Raw genomic sequence first — 25774 nt, 5'->3', positions numbered from 1 at the left:
ATTTATAAATATTTCCCAGGGATTCCAGCCTATCGAGAACGTTGTACACTCGCCGTCACTGGCGTGCCACAACGGCGTGCAAAGGGAGTGAAGCGGTCACGACTGTGCGATCGACGTGAACTCCTCGTCGCAGACTGACGCACCGCAAACCGGACAGCCGTGGGTCAAAAGCGCCTCCCGCATCCCGGAGTTGACCTCGAACTCCTCGCCGCAGTCGGAACACTCGAACGCGTAGTCGTCGGTGGGGGATTCGCTCATCGTAGGTTGTCTGATCGTCGTCATCGACTTTCCGGGTCGGACTCCCGGCCGTCACCGTCGGCGGCGACCTGGCGGAAGTCGACCGACAGTTCGTCGCCGGCTCGAAGCGAGACGGCGAGGGTGTCGAACGTCGTCGAGAACTCGGTGGGATGGTTGTTCCGGGAGCGGATGCGGCGGCCCTCTTCGAGGAGCCCGGCGTCGCCGAGCAGTTCGAGCTTCCGGTACACCGTCGACAGCGGGAGGTCACACGCGTCGGCACACTCCTGTGCGGTTCTGGGACGCTCCTCGCAGGCGGACAGCAGCTGCCGGCAGTCGGGATCGCCCAGTGCCGAAAGGACCTCGGCCGGATCCGCCTCGGGCTCGCCGACGGAAACGCTCGGATGTCGGTCCGGAACGTCGCGTCGAGCCTGGGTTAGGGAGGCGTTCATATCTCTACACACGAACTCTCCCCGCAGGTATCCGGTTCCACGATATCAGGGGTGGTTTAAGTGTCGTCGGCATCGACGCCGCGATCGTGAGGCTGGGAGACGAACCACGGCTTCTCGTCGGGATCGTACTCGTCGATCGCCCCGCCGTGGCTCCGAGTCTCCGGGGCGAGTACGCCGACGTGTTTCAGTTGCTGGACGAAGTTGAACAGGACGTTGTTGCGGACCACGTCCGTCCAGACGCCACGATCCTGGTAGAGTCGTTCGCTCTCGCCCCGCTCGATCAGTTCCCTCGCCTGCTCGCGCCCTCCGGTGGTACAGAACGCGCTCAAAAAGACGTTCGGATACTCCCGGACCAGCCGTTCGAGCAGTTCCGGGAAGTACACCACCTCGCCTTCCTTCCGGAGCGCCTCCAGCAGGAGCCCGAACGCGGGATGACGACTGAAGGAGTTGCGCAAGAGGATCGCAATCGGGTGGTGGATTTCGACGACGGTACTCCCCCGGGTATTCTCTTTCGCGAGCCGGAGGTCATCGAGAGTCTCGATCCCGTAGCCCCGCAGGACGGTCGCGGCAAGTTCCCCCTGATCGGTGAGTGTGATGGGGCGGGACGAAGCGAGGAGACCGAGCGTCTCGGCGCCGGCCAGTGCTTCGCTTCCGGCTTGGAAACTGTACTCGTCTTCGATGGTCTCGAGGAGCGCTTCCCGCCCGAGCGGACCACGTCGGTCGACGGCCACGACGGGGGCGAGGTAGTTCAGCGGCTGGGTCAAAGACAGCGTCGTGACGTCCCCGCCGAACTCGGCCCCCTGGAGATGAAGCGACAGCTGTCCCTCGACGTCGGCCACCTGCCGAGCTGACTCGGCGGCCGGCGGCGACCGAACGAAGGAGACGCCCTCGTCGCCGACGCCGATAGCACCGACACCCTTCGCTCCCAGCAGGTCGCCGTGGGAGGCGACTGCCGACTCCTCGGCGGCGAGATACGAGACGTGAGCGCCATACTGATACGTCAACGCCTGTCCGATCCCCCGTAGGATCCCGCTCGAGCCTTTTACCTCGACGGCGAAGACCCGGTTCGCGTCCGTAAACCCGAGAACGTCCGGATACCGGCCGCGGATCGAAATTTCGTGGCGGCGACACCGGTCCAGGACGTCGGCGTACGTATCGGCGTGAGCCTCCGGAACGTGCACGAGCGGCTCGTACTCCCGGTCCCGGAGCTCGGTGACGACGCGATCGAAAGCCGTCGCCTCCTCCATACTCCGCCGGTCGACGCGCCGGCGCAAGAAACTACCGCCAGTAGGCTCTCACCCGGTTCGATGAACTGCTCTTCCCCGGCCCGTTGAGCGAAGCTTATCAGTCTCAATCCACTATAGGGTGACGACTGAATGGTGACCCCGTCCGAGGTGTTGAACGTCGACGACGACGCCGACGAAGCCGAGATCCGACGTGCGTACCGCGAGCGGATCAAGGAGGCCCATCCCGATCAGGGCGGCAGCATGGAGGAGTTCCAGCTCGTCAGGCGCGCCTATCGGCTGCTGAAAAAGCGTGCGCGGAACGGGGCCGACGTCGACGCGGACGTCGACCTCACGGACGACGCCGACGCGACGGTCGAGGTCGGGCCCGCAACCGTCGAGTATCTCGATTACGAAGTCGTCGCGGATCGCGGCTGGGACCTGTACGACGACGACGTGTTCGGGAAAGCGGCGATCGCGGACCTTCCGCCGGAGGCGTACGGCCGGCTACTCGTCGAGCCCGAGGAGACGCTGCTAGAGGCGGCCGAAAATCGGGGGTTCGTCTGGCCGTTCTCCTGTCGGGGCGGCGCCTGCGCGAACTGTGCGGTGTATCTCGTCGAGGGCGAACTCTCCCAGCCCGTCAACCACATCATGCCCGACGAGCTTTCCGACACCGGCTTCCGGCTCTCGTGTAACGGCTATCCCGCCAGCACCGAGCTGAAGGTGGTCTTCAACGTGAAACACCTCCCCGAACTCGACGACCTGATACTGCCCCCGGGCCCGTTCGCCTGGGCGCATTCGGAATGAACTCGGATGAGGATCTTTCGTGACGAAGGCCGAGGACTGATTTCGATGCGGATCCAACGTGAGCCACGGACCCTCACCGCCGATGTTTGAAGCGATCGTCGACGCCGTGTTCGCCCTCCTCTTGTACGTCGGGCTCCCCGCCCTGTTCGTCTTTTTCGTCCTGAAGGGGGCGTTCGTCGCCAAGCCGATTCCCACGACGGTGGTTCTTCCGGGTTACGTGCTGGCGATCTCCGCGACCCGGGAAGAGATGATCCTCGTCGTCCTCGTCTCGGCGACCGGCAACGTCATCGGTCAGATGTCAATCTACTATCTGGCGCGACGGGAGGGGCTGACGTACGTCCAGTCCTCAGAACGGTTCTCGATTCCGTCCGAACGGATCGAACAGGCCGAACGGTGGCTGGATCGGTACGGCGGCATCGGCGTGTTCGTTACGAATTTCGTTCCGTATCTCCGTGGACTCATCTTCATTCCGGCCGGGATCGCCCGCTACCCCGTCCCGCCGCTCGTATTCTTCGCCTTCTCGTCGACGCTGATATATCACGCCGCCATCGTCGCGATTGCTGTCGGTCTCGTCAGGGCGATCTTTTGACCCGCGGCCACCGTGCCGGCGCGTTCGGATCGCTCCGTCCGGATCGCTCTGTCCGAATCGCTCCGGTCTGGACGGCGTACTCGGAAACCCGGAAGCTCCCTCCCGTCGCTTATGCATTCTCCTGCCGACCCGTGTCAACATGATCGGTTCACGTCCGGGCAGACACACTACCCCGGAGCTTCCGAGCCTCGAACCGGGAACCCAGCTGCTCGACGTCGATTCGGAGGCGTCCCGGGCCGTTCACGCGTTGACTGTCGATCACGTCCTGCTGTCGTCGGGGGACGCCTGCTGGATCGATCCCGGGCCGCACGCACGTTCGGCACCGTTCGTCGAACTCGCGCCGTCCGACAGGATCCTCGACCGCATCCGCCTCGCACGCGGGTTTACGGAAGGACGAGGTGAAAGCCTCGCGGTTCACCGCGGGGATGAAGCCGACCTGGCAGTGCACTCTCCAGGTGATACTGCCGGCCTGTAATCCGAATCGTTATTTTCTTTCGGTATACGATGCTATTGTGTGAGCGACCAACCACAACGAACGAATACCTACACTGCCGAGCCCACCACCGAGCGGTATCGGCAGTGTCTGTTCGACTGGTTGGCCGCCCACGCCCCACTGTGGAACCAACTCACCTATCGCCGCCGTCAACAGTACTTCGCCGAGGACGGCGACGTGTGGGACGCCCAGTACACTGATCTCTACGACGAGTACGCGCCGATCCTCGGAAAAGCGACCTGCCAACAACTCGCGCGCAAAAACAGCGAAGCCTGGCGCAGTCACTTTTCACTGCTCGAACACTACCACGACGGATCCGATCAGACGGTAACGAAGAAACCCAGCCCGCCGGGCTACTGGGGCACCCGCGAGGACGGCTACGAGTTGCACGGCCTCGTCCGCAACGATCTGTACACGTTCGACTGGGACGAGACGAGGAGCACGCTCGAATTCGGCGTCGGTTCGGTCCTCGAAGATCGGTACGACTTCGCACACAACGAGCGTCTCACGCTGGAAGTCAAAGGCAACCCACAGTGGGATGGCGAGGACAGTCGTCTCGAACTTCGGTATGACGAGCACGCTGATCGCCTCCGTGTCCAGCATCCTGTCCGCATTCATCCGGCACAGTTGCGCGAACAGCGGGAGGATGCGTTCACTCATACACTCGATTTTGAGAACACGGGCGAGAACGCAGCGATCGACGTTGGAGCCAACAACACGCTCGCGCTCGTCACCGAAAGCGGAGAGACGGCCGTCTATCACGCCAGACCCGAATTCGACCGGTTCCAGAACTACACCCAGCGAATCGCCACACTGCAATCTGAGTTGCCCGAAGAGCAGTACACGAGTTCGTTGATTCAGCGCCTCTACGATGAGCGGACGCGCAAGCGGGACCACAGCCGGGATGCAGCGGTAAAACACGCCGCCGAGTGGCTGCTCGCACGGGACGTCGAGACCGTCTACGTGGGTGATCTGACCGGTGTGCTGGAGACACACTGGTCGGCAGAGGTGAACGAGAAGACGCACGCGTTCTGGTCACACCGGCAGTTAATCGAGCGACTCGAAGTGACGTTCGGTGACGTCGGAATCGCCGTGCAAGAAATTCCAGAGAGTGAGACGAGTAGTGTGTGTCCGGGGTGTGGGAGCGAGAACGTGAGGCGGCGTGGCGATTCGTTGGATTGTCACGAGTGTGAGTTGGAGGCACACAGTGACGTGGCAGGCGCCTGGAACATGCTGGAGTCTGCAGTCGGGCCGATGGCTCGGCCCGCTGCCCTGTTTGCTGGACGCGACAGGGACGCATCCGAGAACTCGACCGACTGTGATGGAGCGTACTGGCAGTGGGACGATCACGAGTGGAGACCCGCCGAGTTCGGGGAACACTCGGGGTCACCCGACCAACCCAGCCTCAGCGAACCCGCAAGTTCACAGCCGGGGTAATCGCGCTGGATGGATTACCCACGGAGGAATCCTCGTGCTTCAGCGCGGGGAGGAAGTCAAGCCGTTCCAGCACCTGGCCCTGATCGAGTCGGTACCCGAGCTGGTGTCCGATCGCACCGAGCTGGTCGTCGTCCCCGAGATCGACGGGCGCTACCGGGACGACGATCTCCTCGCCGGGGAGGGTCGGGAGCTGCTCCTGTCGGCACTCGCGGCTCTCGCCCGGATCGCCCGCGAGCACGAGATCCCCGTCCTGGTCACGCGGGTGGCGGACGACGAGTTCGGCCGGCCGATCGCGCACGCGGCATCTCGGGAGCTCCACTGTCGCTCGACGCCGTTCGGCCCCCGGTTCCTGACAGGTGACGGAGACGGGGAAACGCTCGTGTATCCGGTCGACGGCGGGGCGAGCGTACAGACGACACTCGCGTTCTGGAAGCGCGTGCTCGCCGCCCGGACGCCGCTGTACGACGGCCCCGGGCTCCATCAGGAGGTGACACACCGTGGGTCGAACTAACCCCACCTACCGGGATCGGCTCGCGTCGATCGAACGGGAGTGGCAGTCATACCGCCGCGGGTTGCGGGCCGTCGACCAGCCGCGGTTCGATCGGCTGTTCGAACACGGGCGAGGGTACGCCCACGCGGCGAGCAATCTCAACCACCCGACGCCGGAGCTTCCGTTGCTCGTCTCGGCGCTTCTGGCCCACCAGCGGCGACTCGACGAACGCGAGCAGCGGCTCGACGCTCTCGAGCAACGACTCGACGAACGCGAGCAGCGGCTCGACGCTCTCGAGCAGCGGTTCGACGAACTCGCGGATCGACGTTCCGGTGGAGATGCCGTTCTCGATTGAGTACGCTGACGGGGCGGTACTGGAATGGTACGCCACCGATGACGGCGCTCGCGTTCGGCGCGTCTCGGACTACGAACCGACGATATACGTCGCGTCGCAGTCCGCAGACGACTTGTCGTCGCTCGTGGCCGCTCTGCACGACCGGACTGACGTCAGCCGGACCTCGCGGGAACGCTGGCGCACCGCGTTCCGAAACGATCCGGAGCCGGTGCTCCGGATCGACGTCGCCTCGATCGACCGGGTTCGGCCGCTCGCCGGCTGGATTCTCCGCCGGGACCGTCCCGGCACGTACCGGCTGTTCAACGTCGACCTGTCCCCGGAATTCCGGTACTGTCTCGAACGCGACGTTACACCGGTTCCCGATCGGGAGCTCCGAACGCTGAAGCTGGGCGATCCCACGTCCGGGACGCCGGACGATCCGGTCACTGCCGTCGAATTCGGTGGCGAGTCGGCCGAACGCGAACAGATCGAGGGCGATCCGACCCACGTCCTCGGGACGCTTTCAGACCGCCTGGAACGGGTCGATCCGGACGTTCTCGTCTGTTCGTCGGCGGAACTGGTCCCTGCGCTGTTCGAGACCGCACGCGCCCACGACTGTGACTTCCAGCTCGGGCGCCGCCCCGGGTACGAACAGCTGGCGGGCGCGTCGACGAGCCCAGATCGAAGCGCACGGTCCGGAAGTACCTCCGGAAACTGGAGCAGTACAACCTCGTCGAAAGCGAAGGCCGCGGTCCGAGTCGCAGATACGACATCGTACAGAAGTAATCGGGCGGTCGGCGGGCGGTCGGCGGGCGGTCGGCTGTGTTTCGATTCGAGTTCCTCCGCCCTGCGTCGACGCGCTCGAACCCGGAAACCCGGAACCCCGGCGAGAACCCTCATTCCGCTATCGGAAGTAGAAACGGGCAGCCATGGGAACGAAACTGACGCCGGTCGCGTTCGACATCGAAACCACGGGATTCGAAAGCGACGCCACCGTCACCGTCCTCGGTCTCGTCGTCCCGCGGGGGTGTCGCGTGTTCCTCAATACAGGTGGAAGATCGGCCGATCGGGAACACCTCCAGCGGGACCTGGAAACGGCGTTCGACGCGGTCGTCCGTGTGAGTTGTCACCGGAACGAACGGAAACTCCTGGCGGCGGTTGCGGAATTCGTCGCGGAATCGATCGCTGACGACGACTACATGCTGGTCGCGTACAACGGCGAACTGTATCGCGGCGGGTTCGACCTTCCGTTTCTGCGTACGCGGTGTGCGCTGCTTGACTGCCGGTGGCCGTTTGACGGCGTCCCCTACGCGGATCTGCTTCCGATATTCAGGGCCCGGTTCAACACGACCGTCGGCGAGGAACAGGTGAACGATCTCGTGGGCGCTTATAAGGCGCTGATCGGCGACGGAATGACCGCCCTGGACCCGTTCGAGGAGAGTCTGGAAGCCGTCACGGCGTTCGAGCGCGGCGAGTTCCGGCCCCTGCTGGCGCACAACATCGCGGACATCCTCCGGACGGACGCGCTCGCGGGGCTCGCCCAGCGATACTGCGGGACTTCCGAGTTCGATCTCAAGTCGCTCACGCCGACGCTTCGCGATCCGGCGTTGACCGACGGCTAGCAACCACCGACGGTGGTCACAACGCGGCTGGGGAAAATTGAATTCGGAGGCTACCGATCCGTCAGACGCCGGGGACGCCGAACGCGCTGATGCCGAGACCGAGCACGCTGTTCAGTAGTGCGATAATGAGCAGCGCGGCCACCCACGCCACCAGCCCCATGATCGCGGCGTCCTTCCAGCCGCCGGGATATCGCCACTTGATGACCCAGATCCAGGCGATCAGCGCGACCAGCGACCCGATCAGCGGAATCAACGACCCGATCGCCCAGGCGATGGCACCGATCAGTGCCGTAATCACCGCGTGCGAGTAATCGTCGACGCCCGTGACGACGCGACCACTGATGTAAATTGCCAGTCCACCGATCAGGAGCGCAACGACGAAAGAGACGAGTGTTCCAAGGACCATACCTGACGCATTGGCTGCCAGTCGTATATATTGTGGGGTAATTATATCAGATAAATTATCTAGTTTGTCAGACGCAAGTCAGACGTTTCGACATTTAATTGATCAAAAATGTATATGTTTTTCAGGTTATATTAACTAACCACCGTCACAACATTGTCTCGTGACCTACTACCGTACGACACGTCGCTTCGTACGGTTCGTCTCGGCGATGCGATGGAGATCTTCGCGGTGGTCGTTCCACGTGGCGTACTTCGATATCGGCGTCGTTCCTACTGGTGTTCTGCTCTTCACTGCCATTTTGGTTCCTCGATAGTATATTACGCCTTACGAGGTAATAACATCTTTTCACAATTACCGTGAATACTTCTCGTTACGATAACGTTTAGCAGACTAATTCCCCCAGTTTTCGTATTGACAATTTCTGTCACCGAAGGACTGGCGTCCCGCCGTCGTAGCCCCCAGAACGGACCGTTTGTGCGTCCAGCCCTCCTCAAAAAACCCGGTTTGCCGGCCCGTCGCCGGCCCGGATCCGGCGGACGCTCTCGCGTACGATCGTCGCAATGTGGCGGTAGTAGTCCCGCGTGAACGCGCCGCAGTGCGGGGAGACGATCACCTCTTTTAGTTCCCAGAGTGGTGAGGCCTCGGGCAGCGGTTCGGTTTCGAAGACGTCGAGTGCGGCTCCGGCAATCTCCTCCCCTTCGAGTGCGTCCACCAGCGCCGACTGATCGACGACGCCGCCCCGGGCGACGTTGACCAGGTAGGCGTCCTCCCGCATCGCCGACAGCGCCTCGCCGTCGATCAGGTGACGTGTCTCCTCGACGAGCGGCACCGCGAGAACGACGAACCGGGCGTCGGCGATCGCTTCGTGCAGCTCCGACGGCGGATAGACGCGGTCGACTCCCGGTTCCGGCGTCGGGGTTCGCCGGACGCCGACGACGTCGAGCCCGAGCCCGGTCAGGCGATCGACGATCCCGCGTCCGAGCCCACCGACGCCGACGACGCACGCCTGCTCGCCCGCTACCGTCCAGGCCTCGTCCCACTCGGGCTGGGACCACTCTCGCTGTCGCTGGTTGGCCACGTGGACGTGGAACCGACGGGCGAGCATGAGCACCTGGACGGCGACGGTCTCGCCGATGGCATCGCCGTGGATCCCGCTGCTGTTCGAGAGCACGACGCCGGCTTCCTCGAACTGGTCCCGGTCGAACCGGTCGACGCCAGCCTGGATCGAGTGGACCCACTCGAGGTCGAGAAACGACTCGCGGTTCACGAACGTGATCACGGCCTGGCAGTCGGACAGCGAGTCCGGGCTTCCATCGACCTGTTCGACGTCGACCGGGAGGTCCGAGAGCGCTTCGACCAGCTTTTCCGGCGGAAACACCGTCGACACCGATTCGTCGACGCCGAGACGTTCGACGTGCATGCAATCTGCTCGCCCGTTCGGCTGGTAAGGTTTTCGGCGAAATGGCCGAACAGATCGGCCCGTCTCCGCCCGCTCACTTTCGGCGTCGTGGGGGGTTCCGACCGCCGCCCGTGTTTCCGCCACTCCTCCCGCCCGTGTTTCCGCCACTCCTCCCGCCCGTGTTCTCCCTTTTTCTACTCCCGGAGCGACCAGTCCGGCGCCTCCGACGATCGCTCGATCGTCGTTTCCTGGATCGATCACTGCCTCCTCCGTCTCCTCCGCCGGTTGCATCGTCGCGATGGTCTCGCTGGCGAGCGTCGGCGTCGTGTCTGTCCCCGATTTTCCGCCGAAGTTCGTCGGCGATCCGGTCGCGGTAGACGCGGTGTCCCTTTCGGTTGGGGTGCATCATTCCCTTGAAGTTCCGCTGGTCGTTCCAGGTCTCGGAGGCCGTGACGAAGTATCGGTGTTTCTTCGAGCGGCAGTAGCCCCGCCCTTCGAATCCGTCAGCGATACCGTCGACGTACGTCCAGCCGTGTCGCCGTGCCGCCTCTTCGACGGCTTCGTTGAGTCGCGTTCCGAGCCGCTTGATCGCCCTCGCGTCGCGTTTCGAGATGCTCGGGAGCACTTCTGAGACGAACTCCCCGATCGGTCCGGGCACGATCGCGTCGAGCGGGAGCGGATTGAAGGTTCCACAACCCCCGCCGACCGACCCGTTTGCCCTGTCGAACAGTCCTGTCGGGTAGCCGGTCACGAACACCTCGCGTACCTCGGGCCCGAGGGCGTCGATCCGTTCGGCGAGCCGATCGTACTTCGCCCGCTGGGTCCGGCCGTTCGCGTCGGTGTGTCGCTCGAGGAGGCGATCGATCGCTTCCTCCGTTTCCCGAACCGTCGCGGAACGCGTCCTGTGAACCCGGTACAGCAGATCCTTCAATCCGTCGGCGAACCCGACGTCGTTGCCGCCGATCGAGATAACCAGTGCGTCGATCGTTCGGTTTCCGACGGTTCGTTCGATCTCGTCCAGCTGGCCGCCGTTCTGCCAGGCGTTCTGCGGCCCCAGGAGCCCCTCGTCGATCGTCGCGCCCGTGCTCGCGACCGTGAGGAAGGTCGCGAGGTTCCCGTCGAACCGGCTCTCGAATTCCGCGGCCGCGAGCGCCGGCCCGCCCTGGAGCGATCGGTGGGCCTCCGGCTCCAGCCAGACGGGCCCGGTACTGCCGCCGTCGGATGTGGGCCGGCGCGGTTCGTCGGGGTTTCCCTCCCCGGAGGCGTACGAATCGCCGACAGAGACGATCAGGCGATCGTTCCGGAGTTCGAACGACGTCGCGGCGGTCTCCTCGCCGTGCTCTAGCTCCAAACGGAGCCTCGCCGTGTAGCGTCCGAGGTCGGGTGCGGTGAGGGTGGCACCACAGGCGTCCGGACCGAGGTTCGCCCGACGGCGGGTCCGGCTCACCACTTTGCCGTCGACGTCTTCGAGGGTCCAGTGCCACGCCACGAAGTCGTCCGGGACCTCTAGCCGTCCGCCGACGTTTTTCGTCGGCGGCTCCCTCCCGGGCATGGAGCTGCCGTCGCCCGGCCGGGGGTTCCGCCGGCGTTCGCGTTCGAACTCGTCGATGATCTTTTCGGCGTCCTCACCCGAGATCGGGCTCGTCAAACCGCCACAGGCGCTGACGCCGATCCTGTACCCGCTGGTTGCCTGGACGTACGACTCCCTCCAGGCGTGGGCGGTGCGGTCGTAGTCGTCGAGCGTTGGGAACCGACTGTACGGCCGGATACTGATCTTCGACCGATCGGAGTCAGCGCGATCGTTACCCCAGGTGTCGACGGCCTCGCGTCCGCGCCTCGCGTTGACGCGGGTTCGTTCCCGCGAGTCGTTCGAACGACGGTCGCGTCGATGTTGTTTTCCTCCGCGCCTCGCGTCGACGCGGGTCCGCTTTCGGGGTCGCTCTCGGTGTTTGCGCTCGTCCCGATCCCTGTCGCGTCGTCGTGGACTCATCGTCGGCTCACCTCGAGCAGCCGTCCGGCCGGTGTGTGTCGCTTCTCGATCTGTACCCCGTTTCGGTTCTGGATTCTCTCCTCGTTTGTCATCACGTGACCTCCCCACAGTTACAGAAGCACCTCCCGTTTCTCCGGGACCTTGCAGATCGACGTAGAGGCGGGCTCCATCGACTGTGGTATGAGATAACAATACATGAGTTTCGGCGTACGTATCAACGCATCCCCTGACGCATCCGCAGTGGGTGACAGTTTCTCAGGGGGTGGGCAGTCGATTCCACGGAGTAGGTAGTCGACGTCGTGAGGGGTCGCGTTCGGACCGTCACCGCCACCTCGACTGTGCCGCCGGTAGCGCGATGGTGATGAGGTTCCCCGCCGGATCGTTTTCCGCGAACGTCACCGTCCCGCCGGATCGGGTCACCACCCAGTGGACGAACCAGAGCCCGAGCCCCGCCGAATGGAACGTGGGGCTGCCTGCCTCGTCGTGTTGCTTGGTCCGGTATTCGATCTCCGGAATGCGGGGGCCGTCGTCCCGGACGTGTATCTCGACCTCCATCTCCCCCGGTTCGACGGCGAGTTCGACCGTGGGTTGCCGGGAGTCGTTGTGTTCGAGGGCGTTCTCGACCAGTTCCTGGAGCGCCTGCTCGAGGGCGGGAACCGTCGAGACGAGCGCCGCCTCCGGGAGTTCGTACTCGACGCACGCGTCCGGGTATTCGTCGTCGAATTGCTCTCCGATCGACGCGACGAGTTCGACGGCGTCGATCGCCTCCGTGTAGTGTCTCTCGGTGAGCAGTTCCACGATCCGGTGGTGGTTGTCGAAGATGGAGAGGAGTCGATCCGTCGCGTCGGTGATGCGTTCGATCTCCCGGCGGTCCGCCCCGTCGAGACCTTCCCCGAGTCCCATCGCCGCCCCCTGCACGATGTTGAGCTGGTTCCGCATGTTGTGCTGGAGCACGCGATCGGCGATGCGGAGGTGTCGCTCCCGTTCCTGTCGCGCGGAGACGTCCCGGCCGATCCCGACGAGTCCGGCGACCTCGCCGTCCTGGAGGAGCCGCCGTTTTCGGAATTCGAACGGAACGGTCGCACCCCGCTTCGTCAGAAGAGTCGCGGTGAGAGTGTCTTCCCCCTCCGCGAACGCGGTGGTGATCGATCGCGAAACGCGGTCGGTGTGCTCCTCGATGAAGAAGTCTTCGACGTCCAGGTCCTCGATCTCGGACTCGTCGTATCCCGTCACCTCGAGGAGCGTGTCGTTCCACCGCTGGAGATGCCCGCTCGGGTCGATGACGTAAAACACGTCCTGGAGAGTGTCGAGGGCTGTTTCCACGAACTGCCGTTCCGCGACGAGGCTCTCCCGGAGCTCCTCGAGTTCGGTGATGTCGACGACGACGGCCTGCCCGATGTCCCGCCCGTGGTACCGTCCGGGGGCGGTAGAAACCCGGATGGTTCGCGTGTCGCCGTCGGGCCGGTGTAACTGCATCGTGGTTGGCCCGGTCGCCCGCTTCTCCTCGACGACTTCGGCGAGTTCCTGTTGTGCCGTGTACTCGTCCTCGGGGTGGATGAAATCGAAGATCGACCGCCCCACGAGTTCCTCGCGGATCTCGAGACCCAGGAGATCCAGCACAGCGTCGTTGCCCCAGATGATTTCCCCGGACGCGTCGAAGAGGTTGATGGGTGCGGGGGAGGTTTCGATCAACCGTCGGTATCGCCGTTCGCTCTCTTCGCGCTCGCCGTTGTCCATTGTGGAATCAGCTCACGTATATCCGCTGTGTGATCGTCTGTCCCTGTTCCAGCGGCGAGGCTTCACGAATACACGGTGTTCCGACAGGGTTAAGCTTTTGTACTGTTCGGGTCGCGCCGGTGAGACGGTGGCGGAACCGGGTCGAATTCTGCTGAGGTTCCTGCGAGTCGTCCCGAGAACTTAGAAATGGGTTGAGACGGATTCTCACCGAGTGGAGACGTTCCGGGATGCTCGCTGCGCTGCGCTTCCGGGCTGCGACTCCCCGGGTTCGAATCCTTCGACAACCACACAGACGACACGGACCGCTCGCGGTTGCGGTGTCGTCAAAAATGGGTTGGGGCGGACTAACCCACGGGAAATCAAATCGGTCAGTACAGACTATACACTGACGGAACTTTTCGCTCAAATGCCGAGGCTATTTTTGATTGCCGAGTCGATTTTCATCATGTCTGATGACAGGACAGATCCAATGTTCTTTTTGACACGTTCGTCGATGTCGATAACCCGGATTTGACTTAGATCTGCCACTGAATCGTGATCGAGGGCAGTATCCGAAGCCAGTACTTCCACCTCGAACGGGTACGTGTCTCCAGACGTGTACTGCTTTGTGAATGGAGCGATGATGGTTGTCGGTGAGTACTGATTCCCAACATCGTTCTGGATGACAACACAGGGCCGGCTCTTTCCTTGCTGCTCACTCCCTTTCGTGGGATTCAGTTCAACGATGACAATGTCGCCGCGGCGTACCTGCACACTTGACTCCAGAATTCACTCGCTCCAGCCCGGTGCGTCACCAAGATGCCCGGTTGCTTCTGAGGATGCTTCTTCCATTTCTTCAGCCAGCTCACGAGACCGCTCGGCTCTCTTTCGATATCCTTCAGCAAGCCGTTCCTCATCTGTCGGCGGTTTGATTATGATCTCGTCATTCACTTCGACGAATTCAACTTCGTCACCGCCTTTGATGCCACGACGGTCCCGAAGTTCCTTCGGAATCGTCACCTGTCCCCGATCTCCGACTTTCCGTTTGTGTTCGGGCATACCCATTCATACTTTTTTCATACTGATATAGATGTCGGTGGCATGGTCATTCAATTCGCACATGTAGTTAGCAGGTGATTCGCCGCTTCGGCGTGAAACTAACGGAGTTGTCGTGCTGCATTGATCCTCTATATCTTGCACTGGTCCTCCTGCCAATACGTGAGGAGGTACCGCTGTTTCGCTGTGTTCGGTAAGAGCCAGCGTGAACTCCGTAGGGGTTGTGTAACTGTTGCGAGATTCAGTACTATTGAGTCGTAATTGGTAGTGATTCTGTTTTACTTTCGCTGTGGATGGCGCACGTTTTTCTTGGTGGCGGCGGGAACTTATCCTGTCACGATGACTGTAACCATCGGCCTATATGGACGCTCTGGGCAGTCAACGTGGCAGCTAGCACAATCACACGCTTGCTGGCCGTTCCGCAGGCGTGCGTGCCTCGATGACCGACCAGCCGCTCCGCTGGTGCCGGGAACGTCACCTGAAGGGCCACTGAGCCGCCCGGTGAGCCGACCGAGAGCCACGAAAATCGATGGTGGTCAATTCGAGAGCGTGGCCCAGCCGCTCGCAGTACCGATTACATCCAATTGGTACCACAGACTACTGAAAATTGGAACGGTTCCGGGATTGCGACAGTCGCGTCCGGAGTCCCGACTGACTCGCAGCGACGGGGAGGAGACGGCGTCGGTCGTGTTGTGAGTCTCCTCTTTCCGACTGTTGTCACGCTTGTTTTGTTGTTCTGGTCCCGGTGATTGGTAACATCAGCGGCGGTATGTTCCTGCCGAGAGTCTCCCATCTCGTCTCTCCTCGTGATTGTTTTGTCGTCTGCAGGTGGTGTTCCTGCGGGCACCGAGCAGTGGTGTGTGGTTCTGAAGGAGGACGATCGGAGGGTGGACCTGCTGCGATTCCTGTTGCCTGCGGCCGGTGGTTACTTGAGTCCTTCAACCGATGTCGGGGACGTGTCCGGGGTGCTTGCGCGGGCGCTACGTGGCTGCATGGATTCAAACGCGGTTGGAGGTTCGAGTGTGATAAAATGACGGGTAAAGCTGCTTATACTGGCGATTCTTGTCCTTCAAGAACGCGTAAGAGAGACATGGGTTGGGGCGGATTCGAACCGCCTCCGCGCTCACAGGTTCGCGCGGTCCCGCGCTTTTGTGGTAGGCCATAACACATGACTGCCACCAATCCGCACTCCTTGACGGAACTGTTCCACAGGGAACGTGAAGGGAACAAATCAGAACAGACTATCTACAAAAACCGCGACCACACCAACCAGTTCCTCGAATGGTGTGACGCTCAAGGGATCGACTCTATCCGCGACCTCGACGGGACTCTCCTCCTCGAATACAAACTCCACCTCAAAGACGATCCCAACAAAGGAGATGCCACCATCCGCAACCACTTCTCGACACTCAGAACCTTCTTCAAATTCTGTCGGCGGGTCGATGCGACCAAAGAAGACCAGCATCTCTACGAGAAACTCAAAACCCCCGACTTTTCGAAAGGAGAGTTGAGTCGCGACGACATGATGGACTTCGGGGAAGTGAAACGACTACTGGATTACCTCAACAAATTCGAATACGGGACCGTCAAACACGTAGCCTTCGCCATCTTCTGGCACACTGGGTGCCGATGTGGGGCCCTAATCAGCCTCGACGTAGACGACTACAAGCCCGTCAAACAACGAGAACACGGAGAGTACGGGGTCATCCAATTCACCAACAGACCCGATACAGGAACCCGACTAAAGAACGGCGAAGAAGGAAACCGAGAAGTCGTCGTGTGGCCCCACATCGGAGAAATCATAGAAGACTACATCGAGATCAATCGGAAACCCCAAACCGACGACTACGGACGTGAACCGTTGTTAACAAGCAAGAACGGGCGGTATTCCGGCGGAGCCGTTCAACGGATGATCTACGCGCTAACCCGTCCGTGCCACTACACAGGCAACTGTCCGGTTAATAGGGATGTAGAGAGTTGTGAAGCGATCCCCGTCGATGCTGCGAGCAAGTGTCCGGAGTCGCTTTCTCCTCACCCGATGCGGAGAACCGCAATAACGTACCACCTTGAGAAGAAGGACTGGACATACGAAGCCGCATCCGGGCGATTCGATGTTTCTCAAAAAGTACTGGACGAACACTACGACGAATCGACTGACGAAGGACGCCGAAAAACAAGAGCTTCGATATTCTTCGATGGAGACCAGAGCGTGATATAAAATCACCAGATAGGACAGAACCTGACGTGGTATTTGATCCGTCACGGTGTCGCAACGCTGTGGGCCAACGAATACGGCATTCAAAACGCCCAAGAGCAGCTTCGACACGAAAAGATCGAAACGACGCTGCGGTACGTTCACTCCGATTCAGACACGCGGAACACAATGGCTGACAACTCTTGGGGATAGGTTCTTCGGGTAATATGATGAGGGTGCCATATAACGGCTCGCATACCCTATCTGCGCCCATCTGATGAACGGTTAGTACCGGGGGTGTACGTACCGGCATTGTGCTCGATCTGCCTGTCGCTTGTCAGAACCTCCATGCGAGATACAGAAGATGGATGCAGCATGGCATAATCTGGTCATCGAAGACACGCCATTGGGAGGACAGAGTCTGTATCGTGTGGTGAACGATCGCTGGTGACAACGCTAGTGTAGCAGCGAACTTTTTCTACGTGTGGACAATATTCCTTCGACATGCTCCCCTTACAGGGTGGTAGTGTTTTGCTGCTGTCGGTTCTTGCACTCATCGCGTACGCGATTGTTAGTGGGCTTGTCGCACAGGATGCAAAAAAACAGGGTGTTGATCACCCCGGGGTGTGGGGTGCAGCAGTTTTCGTTGCTATGATGCTTGGTACGTGGTTTGTGGATAGACAAATCCTTGCCGCCATCGTCGCTGGGGGACTCGTCATCATCTTCTACGTTCTCGTCGCTCGAAACTGATTTTTGTCAGGAGCAGGGCTTCGAGACGGATTACGGAAGAGAAGTTGGTCTTGTGCAAGATCCGCGCGATCTATCTTGCATGCCAGTACAGCTATTATTTCTATCTGTTAGTTCCATCACAATCAGTCCGTAGATGTACATACCGGCTGATTCATCTGGGTCGGAATGAAAGCAACACCATGAGAATCATTCTATGACACCCTCGTAATATGATTGGAATACTAACTATAATTTTGTCTAATCGAAAGTGGTTAGAAGGCTCCGAATCCTTCTATTTCTCGGGGAGTGCCTCTGACATATTTCCCCATTTATTGAGACCGTTAGTGCGTTCTCTTCTGTTTATTTTGTCGAATTGAGAGGAGGATACATCAAATAAGAGATTGGGTTAAGAAATACTGGTAAGTAAGTTAAGAACCTTGCTCAGATACCGTCTAATAATTGTCTTTTCTTTTCTTCAAATTCTTCTTCAGTAATCCCTCCTGCCTTTTTCAATTCATTAAGCCGTCCTATCTTCTGAATTGGGTCTTCAGATTCTACTTTTTTCACTTGGTGTTCCGCTTCCATATCACCAGCTACCATCCGCTGCTTTTTACGAATATAACTGGCGGCCTCATTCAACTCACCTTCGTCATCAAACAGCGTTCCTGCTATTTTAATATAATATGTTCGCCCCTTAGTGTGGATATGAAGCGCAGGATGACCAACTACGTCAACGCTTGAGATAGAACTATATGGAATAGTCCATTCTCCGGTATCACTTACAATTCTAACATAGCGATTAGAGACAACAACGGTTCCACCTGAATTTTTATCCAATAATATCGTCTGTTCGGCTCCTGATTCAACAATAAGAGAATCGTCCGCAAACATTCCCCGCGTTAGGGGGAATAAATAGTCGGGTTGTTCGCCTTGCTCCAAGTATACGAGGACGTTATTGAAATATTCCTCTGTGCCGTGTAATCGAGCAGGTGTAACAAGGTCGCTTACTGCAGATGCGGCGATACCTTTCACGATCTCATCGGGGATCTCTGAGGCTTCGTTCTGGCTACTTGAGTTTGTGAAAGCCTCAACAGGTGATTTTACTGCATCATCTTCGTTTAATTGTAGTCCACAGGAATCACAACCGTAGTAAAAATCATCATCGTCCTTTCCTTTGGTTCTGTACACTTCATCCCTTCCACAACTTGGACACGGCTTTAGCATGAAATGCCCGGGTTCAAGATTTACACCAGATGACATGATGAAGGATTCTAAACCAACTTTAAGTAATTTTCGGTTAGATACTGTTGTTATAAAATCCGCCATGTCCCATAGTCCTTGGACGACTCTAATTCGCTAGTTTGTCTGGTCATTTTATCTCTGTTAGAGGACCCTGATTCGGGATTGGTTTCCTCCGCCGGCTTTCGTGATTCTCGAAAGGGGGAGGAGGAATTGATGAAACTAGTGCAACGGTCAGGTGATTCGTACTACTACCAGCATATTGATAGAAGCACCTCACCTCAACGTCTATTTTCTATGTAACCGCTGGGTCATCTAGTTGGTTTCCGATGAAGCATCGTTTATCCGGTTATCGTTGGAGACACCATGAATCTCTCTCCGTCTCGGTTTTCGATCATGAGTTGGTCCCGCTCACCCTCCTCTGTAAACCAATCCCCGGCCATCTTTTTCGATTCAGATGGTCACTTGATTATTCTTCGGGCGGTGCTGACAACAGGACACTCACTGTAGTGTTCACCCGGTCATCTCACCTACACACCACAGAAGATATGACCCCCTGTTGCATCATCACGACCATGTCCATCTCCCTCAGCGAACTCGACTCTCACCTGTTCAAGTGCGCCGATATAATCCGAGACGCCGTTGACCCGACCGACTACAAAGAGTATATCCTGCCACTCGTCTACTACAAGGCAATCTCGGACGAGTTCGAGAAACAGTTCCAACAGAACGTCGAAAAGTACGGCGACGAAGACCTCGCCCGACGCCCGAATCTCTATGACGTACCAATCGTTCCCGAAGGCTACCTCTTGGACGATCTTCGCGCAGTTAGCGACAACGTCGATCAAGCACTAAATGAAGCATTCGACGCTGTTACCGACGAGAACCCCGAGTTACAGGGCGTCTTCCGTGCCGACTACATCGAAGCTGACGCCCTCGACGACGACCGACTCGGGAGGCTCATCGAACACCTGAACACCTACGACTTCGACCGCGACAGTATCCCCCCGGACATGCTCGGGGAGGCGTACATGGACCTCGTGCGCCACTTCGCTGAGGAGGAAGGCAAATCCGGCGGGCAGTTCTTCACGCCGCCGCACATCGTCAACCTCTGTGTCCGACTCGTAGACGAGTTCGAAGACGGCGACACCTTCCACGACCCGACAGTCGGCTCCGGTGGGATGTTGATCGAGGCGGCACGCTACTACCGCGAGGAGCAAGGTGGCGATCCCTCGAAGCTCAAATTCACCGGGCAGGAGATCAATCCGGACATTGCCTCAATTGCGAAGATGAACCTCTCGATTCACGGACTTAACGGGACCATCGAGCGCGAGGATTCCCTGTCGAGTCCACAGTTCACGGACGAGGAAGAAAACGAACTGACACGGTTCGACCGGGTTCTCGCCAACTTCCCCTTCTCGGCGGATTGGGCCAAAGACGAACTACAGGACGATCCCTACGAGCGCTTCGACTGGCACGAGAAGCTGCCGCGGGCCGACCGGGGCGACTACGCTTTCATCATGCACATGGCGAAGCAGTTGAAGCGACCCGAGAAAGATGGAGACGGTGGGAAGGCGGCTATCGTCATTCCGCACGGCGTCCTATTCCGGAAGCACGAGAGCCGGTATCGAGAACATATGCTGGAAGAGGATATGGTGGAGGCAATCGTCGGCTTGCCGAAGAACCTGTTCCAGAATAACTCGATCCCATCGGCAGTCCTCGTGCTGAATACGGACAAGCCCGCCGACCGTGAGGGCGGGGTGCAGTTCATTCACGCCGCAGACGAGGCATTCTACGAGGAGTTATCGAATCAGAACGAACTCACCGAGGACGGACTTGACCACATCGTTGAGAGCTTCCGCGAGTGGGCGACTGAGGAACGCGTGAGTCGCACGGTGTCGCTGGACGAAATTCGAGAGAACGACTACAATCTCAATATCGCGCTATATGTCGATACGACCGAGCCGGAGGAGGATATTGACGTGGCCGAGGAACTGGTAAAGTTACGTGAGTTGCAGGCGGAGCGCGATGAGATAGAGGCGACGATGAATGAGCATATAGAGGCGTTGAATTATGAGTGACCAACAAAAGATTACAGAATTTAGTCAGTCTGCAGAACAGAGTGACTCGGTCGAATCCAACGAGGAACCAGACGAGTTTGGTTGGGGAAGTTTTGGAAAACCGCCGGAAGACTGGCCGGTTAGCCGCGTTGAAGAACTTTTTGAGATTCAAAAAGACTCGGCTGACCCTGAGAAACTTGATGAGGGAGAATTAGTTCGACTATATTCTATGCCAGCCTTTGACGAAGGCAAAAAGCCGGAACTAATCAAAGCAGACGATATTGGAAGCAAAAAATTCCACGTTCCGAATCAGACACTTCTATTCTCTAAACTCAATATCTCGAAGAAACGCTTTTGGCTTGTAAACCATTCACACGATGAGCCAGCACTATGTTCCACAGAGTATTGGCCACTACTCCCGGCTGATGGACTCAATTTAGAATTCTATCTTCAGTATTTCAATTCTGATTCGTTCATCGACCGTCCCCGACTCTCTACATCTTCCACGACAAACAGCCATCAGCGAATCAAGAGCAATCTTTTCGATAAAGTTCGGCTCCCTGTTCCACCACTCCCTGAACAGCGTAAAATCGCCACCGTACTCTACACGGTTGACCGAGCGATTGAGAAGACAGACACTATTGTAAAACAGACGCATCAGGTCAAATCTGGATTGATGCAGGATGTTTTCCATGGGAAGCACGAATCACATCAGAAGTATATCTCTACACCGGTTGGTGACATACCCTCTCATTGGGAGGTGGCGAGTATCGGTGATGTAGTACACACCGCTCAGTATGGGATTTCTGAGAGTCTGTCGGAAGAAGGTCAGTACCCAATCTTTCGGATGAATAATATCGAGAACGGGTACATGATAGAGGAGCCGATGAAGTATATCGACCTTGAGGATGGTGAGTTTGAAAAGTATCAAGTCGAAGAAGGCGACATTCTGTTCAACCGAACGAACAGCCTCGAACTCGTCGGGAAAACTGGCATCTATGAACTTGAAGGGGACCACGTCTTTGCATCTTATCTCGTCCGTCTACAGGCGAACGAGAAGGTTGATCCGTATTACCTCAACTACTACATGAACTCATCTGAAGCTCAGAACCGAATGATGGACTTTGCAACTAAGGGAGTAAGCCAAGCGAACATCAACGCGAACAGTATCCAGCAGGTAAAGCTCCCGCTTCCTCCGTTAGAAGAGCAGGAGCAAATTGTCAAGCAAATCCGATCCATTGATGACCAGATTGAATCGAACGAACGATACAAGTCTCAACTCCAGCGCCTAAAAAAAGGTCTCAGGCAAGACCTCCTCTCCGGGAAAGTCAGAACAACCGACACTAACATAGAGGTACCCGACGAAATCGCCCAACATGGTTAATGTCCCCAACGAAGGCGGCGTCGAACGATCCCTCCTCTCGTGGCTCGACGCCGTCGGTTGGGAAACTCACGGGCAGGACGGCAGTCGGGGCACACACGTTCTCGACAGAACCTACGACCGCCGGAGCAACGAGATCATTTACTGGAATCTACTGGAAGAACAGGTCATCGCACTCAACAACGAAATCACCGAAGACAACGTCGAACGCTTTCTCAACTCGCTTCGCCGCGATCTCGACTACGAGAACCTGCTCGAAGGCAACCAGCACTTTCACGAACTCCTCACGAAGGGGAAGACGTTCACAGTCAAGAACGGCGACGACGGCAAGGAGACAATCTACGTTGACCTGATCGACTTCGACGCTAGAACCTTCCTCGACGCCAACCGCTTCCACGCCGTCAACCAGTTCTCCGTCTCGCGTGGAACCACCATCCGCCCGGACGTGACCCTGTTCGTCAACGGGATTCCACTCGTCACGATGGAACTGAAAAGCATCGCACAGGACAACGACTACTACGACGCTATCACCGACCTTCATCAGTACGAAGACGACGTTCCACGGCTGTTCATCCCCGGTTTGTTCAACGTCGCCGCCGACACGATGGAGTTCCGCTACGGCGCTGTCGGCGCACCTGCCGAATTCTACGAACCGTGGACCGACGCCCCCGAGCAGTACACCAACGAAGACAACGCGATGAAGCAGGCCGTCCAAGCGCTGTGTAACCCTGCCACCCTGCTGGACGTGCTGAAGAACTTTGTCTTCTTCGAGAAGCGACCCGGCGGCGACGCCAAAATCATTCCCCGGCACATGCAGTACTACGCCGTCAAACGGATCCTCAACCGAGTACGGGAAGGCGAACACGACCGGGGACTCATCTGGCACACACAGGGATCGGGCAAGTCGTTCACGATGCTCTACGCGGCGGAAAATCTACTCAGTGGGAACGCCGCCCGCAACCCGCAGGTCTTCATCATCGTCGATACGGACAAGCTCAACAGCCAGATGCGCGATCAGTTGTCGAACCTCTCGCTGGCGCGCTGGACGGAAGCCAAAACCATCGATCACCTGCAAGCACTCATCGAAGAAGGAAGCAGTCAACTCGTTCTCACGACGATCCAGAAGTTCCAGGACGTGGAACCGAACGTGCAGGGCAATGACGAAGTGGTGGTCATGTCCGACGAGGCCCACCGCTTTATGGAGGCCGATCTCGGAAGCCGTCTCGATGCCGCCCTTCCCAACTGTACACACTTCGGATTCACGGGGACGCCCGTGCGCGAAGGTGAACGTCACGAGGACAGGAACACGTTCCGCGAATTCAGCCCCGAAGGCGAGGACTATCTCCACCGCTACTCGGTCAAACAGGGGATCGACGACGGCCTGATCCTTCCCGTCTACTTCACGCTGCGCCACGAGATGGAGTGGGAGGTCGCCGAAGACGCCCTTGACGAACGATTCGAACGCGAATTCCGGGGAATGTCCACCGAGGAGAAACGAGAGTTCATCAGGGATAACGTGACCAGCCGGACTATGGCCGAGCTGGAACCCCGGGTCGAACGCGCCGTCGAGGAGATCCACGAACACTACAGCGAGAACGTCGCCCCCAACGGCTGGAAAGGAATGGTCGTCACACCGAGCCGACGGTCGGCTGCAATGTACGGCGAGCGCCTGATCGAACGCCGGAGCGAGGACGCCGTCGAAGTGCTGTACACCGCGACCAAGGACGATCCCGATCTCATCCAGCAGTTCCACACCGACGCCGAGGAACGCGATCAGATCGTCAAGCGGTTCAAGCAACCTGATGAGAACCCGAGCCTGCTGGTCGTCCATAACATGCTGTTGACGGGCTTTGACGCCCCGATCTTGAAGACGATGTATCTCGACCGGAACCTGAAGAACCACAACCTCATGCAGGCCATCGCCCGGACGAACCGGCCCGCCGACGGCAAGGAGAACGGGGAGATCGTGGACTTTCAGGGTGTCTTCGAGAACATCGACGAAGCCCTCGACTACGACGCCGAGACGAAAGCCTACGCTGCCCGCGACAAGGAGGAACTGTTCAATGAACTCGTCGATCAACTGGAGACGGTCATGGAGATCTTCGACGGCATCCCGAAGGACGACTCACAGGAGGCCGCCAACGCTGCCGTCTCTCGGATCAGCAAGCACCCCGAACGCCGTGAATTCAAGCAAGGCTTCCGTCGGCTACAGAACCTCTATGAGTCGGTTGCACCCGACCGGCGACTCATCGAAGAAGAAATTCAAGACGAGTACAAGTGGCTGAGCCGGATTCAGGTCGCCTTCCAGCGCACCACGTCGGGCAAGGACAAACCCGAGGAGGACATGCGTGAGAAGACGCGGAAGATCCTCAACGAGAACGTGGACGTGGGCGAGATCCGCGACGACTTCCCGACGTACAAACTCGGAGAGGAATATCTCGAAGACGTTGAAGGATTGGACAATCCCGGCGTGAAAGCCTCGCAGATCGCGCATGCGACACAGGACCACTTGCATCCACGGACGGGACAGAACCCCCGGTACAAGCGGCTGAGCGAGCGCGTGACCGAGATCGTCGAACGCTGGCAGAGTGGCAACGTCTCCGATCCGGAAGCTGTAGAGGCGCTGAAGGCGGTCGAAGAGGAGGTACTGGAGGTCGAAGACGAAGCTGGTGACGACTCGGCGGAACGGGCACAGTTTGCGATTCAGACACACTTGACCGAGGAGCTTGACGAGGCGGTTGAAAGCAACGAGAAGGGCACCCAAGTCGCCGAGTCCCTTGTCGAAACGTTCGAAGCGCGCGTAGACAGAGAGTATCCCGGATGGGAGACAAACAAGGCAACCGAACAGGAGATCGAGCGATTGATTCTCGACGTGGTCGCTGTCGAGTACAACCGGGGCGATCTCATTGACGATCCGTTCGTTGACGCGATTCGTGACTACCTCATCAACAACTATGTCTGAGACGGTAACTCGGGAAACGATGCTTCTCGGGAAGACCGTCTCATACGAGATTCGACGGAGTACCGACGCGACGAAACCCCGGATCGACGTGGATATAAATGGCGTTCGGGTCACGGTTCCGGAAGGATCTCCGACGGACCCTGAGACGATCCTTTCGGAGAATGCAGCATGGGTCATCGAGAAGAAACGGAAATACGACGAGTATCGTGAGCAGATTCCCGACCGTAAGTACGAACCCGGTGAGACGTTTCCGTATCTCGGTGAGGAATACGAGGTTGTCGTCGAACAGCGTCCGTCGTCGCAGATCATCGGGAACGAACTCCGATTGGCGAAACATCATGTCGAACAGACTTCGGTGAAGCGGGCATTGGAAACGATGTATCGACGGAAGGCCCGGGAATATTTCGAGGAACAGGCCAACCAGTTTGCCGAGGAGATGGGTGTCGAGTACAAGCAGATCGAGGTTCGAAACCAGCGAACGAAGTGGGGGAGTTGTTCGACGACAGGAACGCTCGGATTGAACTGGCGTTTGATGATGGCTCCTCCGAGGGTGGTTGATTACGTCATCGTTCACGAGCTGGCTCATCTTCGGGAGTCGAATCATACCGCCGAGTTCTGGTCGCTGGTGGCTGAATACGATCCGGAATACGAGGCGCACGCTCGGTGGCTTGAGGAGAACAGTACGCAGTTGATCTTCTCCAAAACGGATCTATGATCATTGACCTGAATGTAGTGTAGCCTTAAGCGTTAAGTTGTGAGTACACATCTCACGGTTAAACTTCCAACTCCACCTCGTTTTTCTGAAGCTGTTCAAGACATACGACGTGTGTTTATCATCGCTCATTTATTGATCGCTACCGATCAAAGATAATACTGTACCTCAAAGGATGTAGTGTCAAGAATACTTATTTATTGTCCGAAGAGATTGGCATCTATGTCAGATGAGGATCTTTCTACAAAC

At 58.6% G+C, this 25774-nt stretch carries 24 protein-coding genes; 14 read left to right on the top strand and 10 right to left on the bottom strand.

Annotated features, from left to right (window positions below):
* Nucleotides 1–96 precede the first annotated feature (96 nt).
* The 3 genes from RH858_RS16215 to RH858_RS16205 are packed head-to-tail and all read right to left on the bottom strand — an operon-like array spanning nucleotide 97 to nucleotide 1933.
* Nucleotides 97–258, bottom strand: coding sequence for a zinc ribbon domain-containing protein (locus RH858_RS16215; RefSeq protein WP_259535071.1), 162 nt, complete (start codon nucleotides 256–258; stop codon nucleotides 97–99).
* A gap of 20 nt (nucleotides 259–278) precedes the next feature.
* Complete coding sequence (locus tag RH858_RS16210; protein ID WP_259535072.1) at nucleotides 279–686, bottom strand: helix-turn-helix domain-containing protein; 408 nt, start codon at nucleotides 684–686, stop codon at nucleotides 279–281.
* 56 nt (nucleotides 687–742) lie between these two features.
* On the bottom strand, nucleotides 743–1933 hold the full coding sequence (locus RH858_RS16205; RefSeq protein ID WP_259535073.1) for a hypothetical protein: 1191 nt from the start codon (nucleotides 1931–1933) through the stop codon (nucleotides 743–745).
* A gap of 129 nt (nucleotides 1934–2062) precedes the next feature.
* Between RH858_RS16205 and fer the strand changes: the two genes are divergently transcribed.
* The 8 genes from fer to RH858_RS16165 all read left to right on the top strand — a co-directional run bounded on the left by fer (nucleotide 2063) and on the right by RH858_RS16165 (nucleotide 7681).
* On the top strand, nucleotides 2063–2716 hold the full coding sequence (gene fer / locus RH858_RS16200) for a ferredoxin Fer (RefSeq protein ID WP_259535074.1): 654 nt from the start codon (nucleotides 2063–2065) through the stop codon (nucleotides 2714–2716).
* Between the two features lie 58 nt (nucleotides 2717–2774).
* Nucleotides 2775–3305 carry a VTT domain-containing protein gene (locus RH858_RS16195; protein WP_310562437.1) on the top strand — a complete coding sequence of 177 codons (531 nt, stop codon included), beginning with the start codon at nucleotides 2775–2777 and terminating at the stop codon, nucleotides 3303–3305.
* Nucleotides 3306–3444: 139 nt separating this feature from the next.
* Nucleotides 3445–3780 (top strand): hypothetical protein, encoded by a 336-nt coding sequence (locus RH858_RS16190; protein ID WP_310562436.1) that lies wholly within the window; start codon nucleotides 3445–3447, stop codon nucleotides 3778–3780.
* 39 nt (nucleotides 3781–3819) lie between these two features.
* Complete coding sequence (locus RH858_RS16185; RefSeq protein ID WP_310562435.1) at nucleotides 3820–5235, top strand: RNA-guided endonuclease TnpB family protein; 1416 nt, start codon at nucleotides 3820–3822, stop codon at nucleotides 5233–5235.
* Nucleotides 5236–5269: 34 nt separating this feature from the next.
* Complete coding sequence (locus RH858_RS16180; protein WP_310562434.1) at nucleotides 5270–5746, top strand: hypothetical protein; 477 nt, start codon at nucleotides 5270–5272, stop codon at nucleotides 5744–5746.
* Complete coding sequence (locus RH858_RS16175) at nucleotides 5733–6080, top strand: hemolysin XhlA family protein (RefSeq protein ID WP_259535077.1); 348 nt, start codon at nucleotides 5733–5735, stop codon at nucleotides 6078–6080. Before RH858_RS16180 ends, RH858_RS16175 begins: the two co-directional genes overlap by 14 nt.
* A complete protein-coding gene (locus RH858_RS16170) occupies nucleotides 6064–7248 on the top strand; it encodes a hypothetical protein (RefSeq protein ID WP_310562433.1) in 1185 nt (394 codons plus the stop codon). The genes RH858_RS16175 and RH858_RS16170 overlap by 17 nt, the downstream gene beginning before the upstream one ends.
* Complete coding sequence (locus tag RH858_RS16165) at nucleotides 7178–7681, top strand: hypothetical protein (protein WP_310562432.1); 504 nt, start codon at nucleotides 7178–7180, stop codon at nucleotides 7679–7681. The genes RH858_RS16170 and RH858_RS16165 overlap by 71 nt, the downstream gene beginning before the upstream one ends.
* A gap of 61 nt (nucleotides 7682–7742) precedes the next feature.
* Here the strand turns inward: RH858_RS16165 and RH858_RS16160 are convergent, their stop codons facing one another.
* The 6 genes from RH858_RS16160 to RH858_RS16135 form a co-directional block, all read right to left on the bottom strand.
* Complete coding sequence (locus RH858_RS16160) at nucleotides 7743–8087, bottom strand: hypothetical protein (RefSeq protein ID WP_259535079.1); 345 nt, start codon at nucleotides 8085–8087, stop codon at nucleotides 7743–7745.
* A 490-nt stretch (nucleotides 8088–8577) separates the two neighbouring features.
* Nucleotides 8578–9507 (bottom strand): D-2-hydroxyacid dehydrogenase, encoded by a 930-nt coding sequence (ddh, locus tag RH858_RS16155; RefSeq protein WP_259535080.1) that lies wholly within the window; start codon nucleotides 9505–9507, stop codon nucleotides 8578–8580.
* A gap of 73 nt (nucleotides 9508–9580) precedes the next feature.
* Complete coding sequence (locus tag RH858_RS16150; RefSeq protein WP_310562431.1) at nucleotides 9581–11476, bottom strand: GDSL-type esterase/lipase family protein; 1896 nt, start codon at nucleotides 11474–11476, stop codon at nucleotides 9581–9583.
* Nucleotides 11477–11797: 321 nt separating this feature from the next.
* Complete coding sequence (locus RH858_RS16145) at nucleotides 11798–13213, bottom strand: PAS domain-containing sensor histidine kinase (protein ID WP_310562430.1); 1416 nt, start codon at nucleotides 13211–13213, stop codon at nucleotides 11798–11800.
* Between the two features lie 402 nt (nucleotides 13214–13615).
* Entirely contained in the window at nucleotides 13616–13966 is a 351-nt protein-coding gene (locus RH858_RS16140; protein ID WP_259535083.1) for a type II toxin-antitoxin system PemK/MazF family toxin, read from the bottom strand.
* Nucleotides 13967–13981: 15 nt separating this feature from the next.
* Nucleotides 13982–14251 (bottom strand): AbrB/MazE/SpoVT family DNA-binding domain-containing protein, encoded by a 270-nt coding sequence (locus RH858_RS16135; protein ID WP_259535084.1) that lies wholly within the window; start codon nucleotides 14249–14251, stop codon nucleotides 13982–13984.
* Between the two features lie 1165 nt (nucleotides 14252–15416).
* Between RH858_RS16135 and RH858_RS16130 the strand changes: the two genes are divergently transcribed.
* Together RH858_RS16130 and RH858_RS16125 are read left to right on the top strand one after the other, a co-directional pair.
* Nucleotides 15417–16466 carry a phage integrase SAM-like domain-containing protein gene (locus RH858_RS16130; RefSeq protein WP_310562429.1) on the top strand — a complete coding sequence of 350 codons (1050 nt, stop codon included), beginning with the start codon at nucleotides 15417–15419 and terminating at the stop codon, nucleotides 16464–16466.
* Between the two features lie 480 nt (nucleotides 16467–16946).
* The gene (locus RH858_RS16125; RefSeq protein WP_310562428.1) at nucleotides 16947–17192 is read left to right on the top strand and encodes a hypothetical protein; all 246 of its coding nucleotides are present in this window, start codon (nucleotides 16947–16949) and stop codon (nucleotides 17190–17192) included.
* 420 nt (nucleotides 17193–17612) lie between these two features.
* On the opposite strand, the gene RH858_RS16120 is transcribed toward RH858_RS16125, so the two are convergent.
* Nucleotides 17613–18497, bottom strand: coding sequence for an SHOCT domain-containing protein (locus tag RH858_RS16120; protein WP_310562427.1), 885 nt, complete (start codon nucleotides 18495–18497; stop codon nucleotides 17613–17615).
* A 422-nt stretch (nucleotides 18498–18919) separates the two neighbouring features.
* Here RH858_RS16120 and RH858_RS16115 point away from each other — a divergent pair, with 422 nt between their 5' ends.
* Genes RH858_RS16115 through RH858_RS16100 form a run of 4 tightly spaced genes read left to right on the top strand, consistent with a single transcriptional unit; the run spans nucleotide 18920 to nucleotide 25528 of the window.
* The gene (locus RH858_RS16115) at nucleotides 18920–20491 is read left to right on the top strand and encodes a class I SAM-dependent DNA methyltransferase (RefSeq protein WP_310562426.1); all 1572 of its coding nucleotides are present in this window, start codon (nucleotides 18920–18922) and stop codon (nucleotides 20489–20491) included.
* A complete protein-coding gene (locus RH858_RS16110; protein WP_310562425.1) occupies nucleotides 20484–21854 on the top strand; it encodes a restriction endonuclease subunit S in 1371 nt (456 codons plus the stop codon). The genes RH858_RS16115 and RH858_RS16110 overlap by 8 nt, the downstream gene beginning before the upstream one ends.
* Nucleotides 21847–24813 (top strand): type I restriction endonuclease subunit R, encoded by a 2967-nt coding sequence (locus tag RH858_RS16105; protein ID WP_310562424.1) that lies wholly within the window; start codon nucleotides 21847–21849, stop codon nucleotides 24811–24813. The genes RH858_RS16110 and RH858_RS16105 overlap by 8 nt, the downstream gene beginning before the upstream one ends.
* Before the next feature lie 19 nt (nucleotides 24814–24832).
* Nucleotides 24833–25528 (top strand): SprT family zinc-dependent metalloprotease, encoded by a 696-nt coding sequence (locus RH858_RS16100; protein WP_310562423.1) that lies wholly within the window; start codon nucleotides 24833–24835, stop codon nucleotides 25526–25528.
* Nucleotides 25529–25774: the final 246 nt, after the last annotated feature.

The organism is Halalkaliarchaeum sp. AArc-GB (assembly GCF_031432225.1).
Lineage (GTDB): Archaea > Halobacteriota > Halobacteria > Halobacteriales > Haloferacaceae > Halalkaliarchaeum.
Note: the sequence above shows the minus strand (reverse complement) of the source record. Positions and strands in the feature narration are given on the sequence as shown.

Excerpts from the sequence above, each read along its gene's own strand:
- RH858_RS16215 (WP_259535071.1), bottom strand. The coding sequence starts at position 258 with ATGAGCGAATCCCCCACCGACGACTACGCGTTCGAGTGTTCCGACTGC.
- RH858_RS16210 (WP_259535072.1), bottom strand. The coding sequence starts at position 686 with ATGAACGCCTCCCTAACCCAGGCTCGACGCGACGTTCCGGACCGACAT.
- RH858_RS16205 (WP_259535073.1), bottom strand. The coding sequence starts at position 1,933 with ATGGAGGAGGCGACGGCTTTCGATCGCGTCGTCACCGAGCTCCGGGAC.
- fer (WP_259535074.1), top strand. The coding sequence starts at position 2,063 with ATGGTGACCCCGTCCGAGGTGTTGAACGTCGACGACGACGCCGACGAA.
- RH858_RS16190 (WP_310562436.1), top strand. The coding sequence starts at position 3,445 with ATGATCGGTTCACGTCCGGGCAGACACACTACCCCGGAGCTTCCGAGC.
- RH858_RS16170 (WP_310562433.1), top strand. The coding sequence starts at position 6,064 with ATGCCGTTCTCGATTGAGTACGCTGACGGGGCGGTACTGGAATGGTAC.
- RH858_RS16160 (WP_259535079.1), bottom strand. The coding sequence starts at position 8,087 with ATGGTCCTTGGAACACTCGTCTCTTTCGTCGTTGCGCTCCTGATCGGT.
- ddh (WP_259535080.1), bottom strand. The coding sequence starts at position 9,507 with ATGCACGTCGAACGTCTCGGCGTCGACGAATCGGTGTCGACGGTGTTT.
- RH858_RS16150 (WP_310562431.1), bottom strand. The coding sequence starts at position 11,476 with ATGAGTCCACGACGACGCGACAGGGATCGGGACGAGCGCAAACACCGA.
- RH858_RS16145 (WP_310562430.1), bottom strand. The coding sequence starts at position 13,213 with ATGGACAACGGCGAGCGCGAAGAGAGCGAACGGCGATACCGACGGTTG.
- RH858_RS16135 (WP_259535084.1), bottom strand. The coding sequence starts at position 14,251 with ATGCCCGAACACAAACGGAAAGTCGGAGATCGGGGACAGGTGACGATT.
- RH858_RS16130 (WP_310562429.1), top strand. The coding sequence starts at position 15,417 with ATGACTGCCACCAATCCGCACTCCTTGACGGAACTGTTCCACAGGGAA.
- RH858_RS16125 (WP_310562428.1), top strand. The coding sequence starts at position 16,947 with ATGCTCCCCTTACAGGGTGGTAGTGTTTTGCTGCTGTCGGTTCTTGCA.
- RH858_RS16120 (WP_310562427.1), bottom strand. The coding sequence starts at position 18,497 with ATGGCGGATTTTATAACAACAGTATCTAACCGAAAATTACTTAAAGTT.
- RH858_RS16110 (WP_310562425.1), top strand. The coding sequence starts at position 20,484 with ATGAGTGACCAACAAAAGATTACAGAATTTAGTCAGTCTGCAGAACAG.
- RH858_RS16105 (WP_310562424.1), top strand. The coding sequence starts at position 21,847 with ATGGTTAATGTCCCCAACGAAGGCGGCGTCGAACGATCCCTCCTCTCG.
- RH858_RS16100 (WP_310562423.1), top strand. The coding sequence starts at position 24,833 with ATGCTTCTCGGGAAGACCGTCTCATACGAGATTCGACGGAGTACCGAC.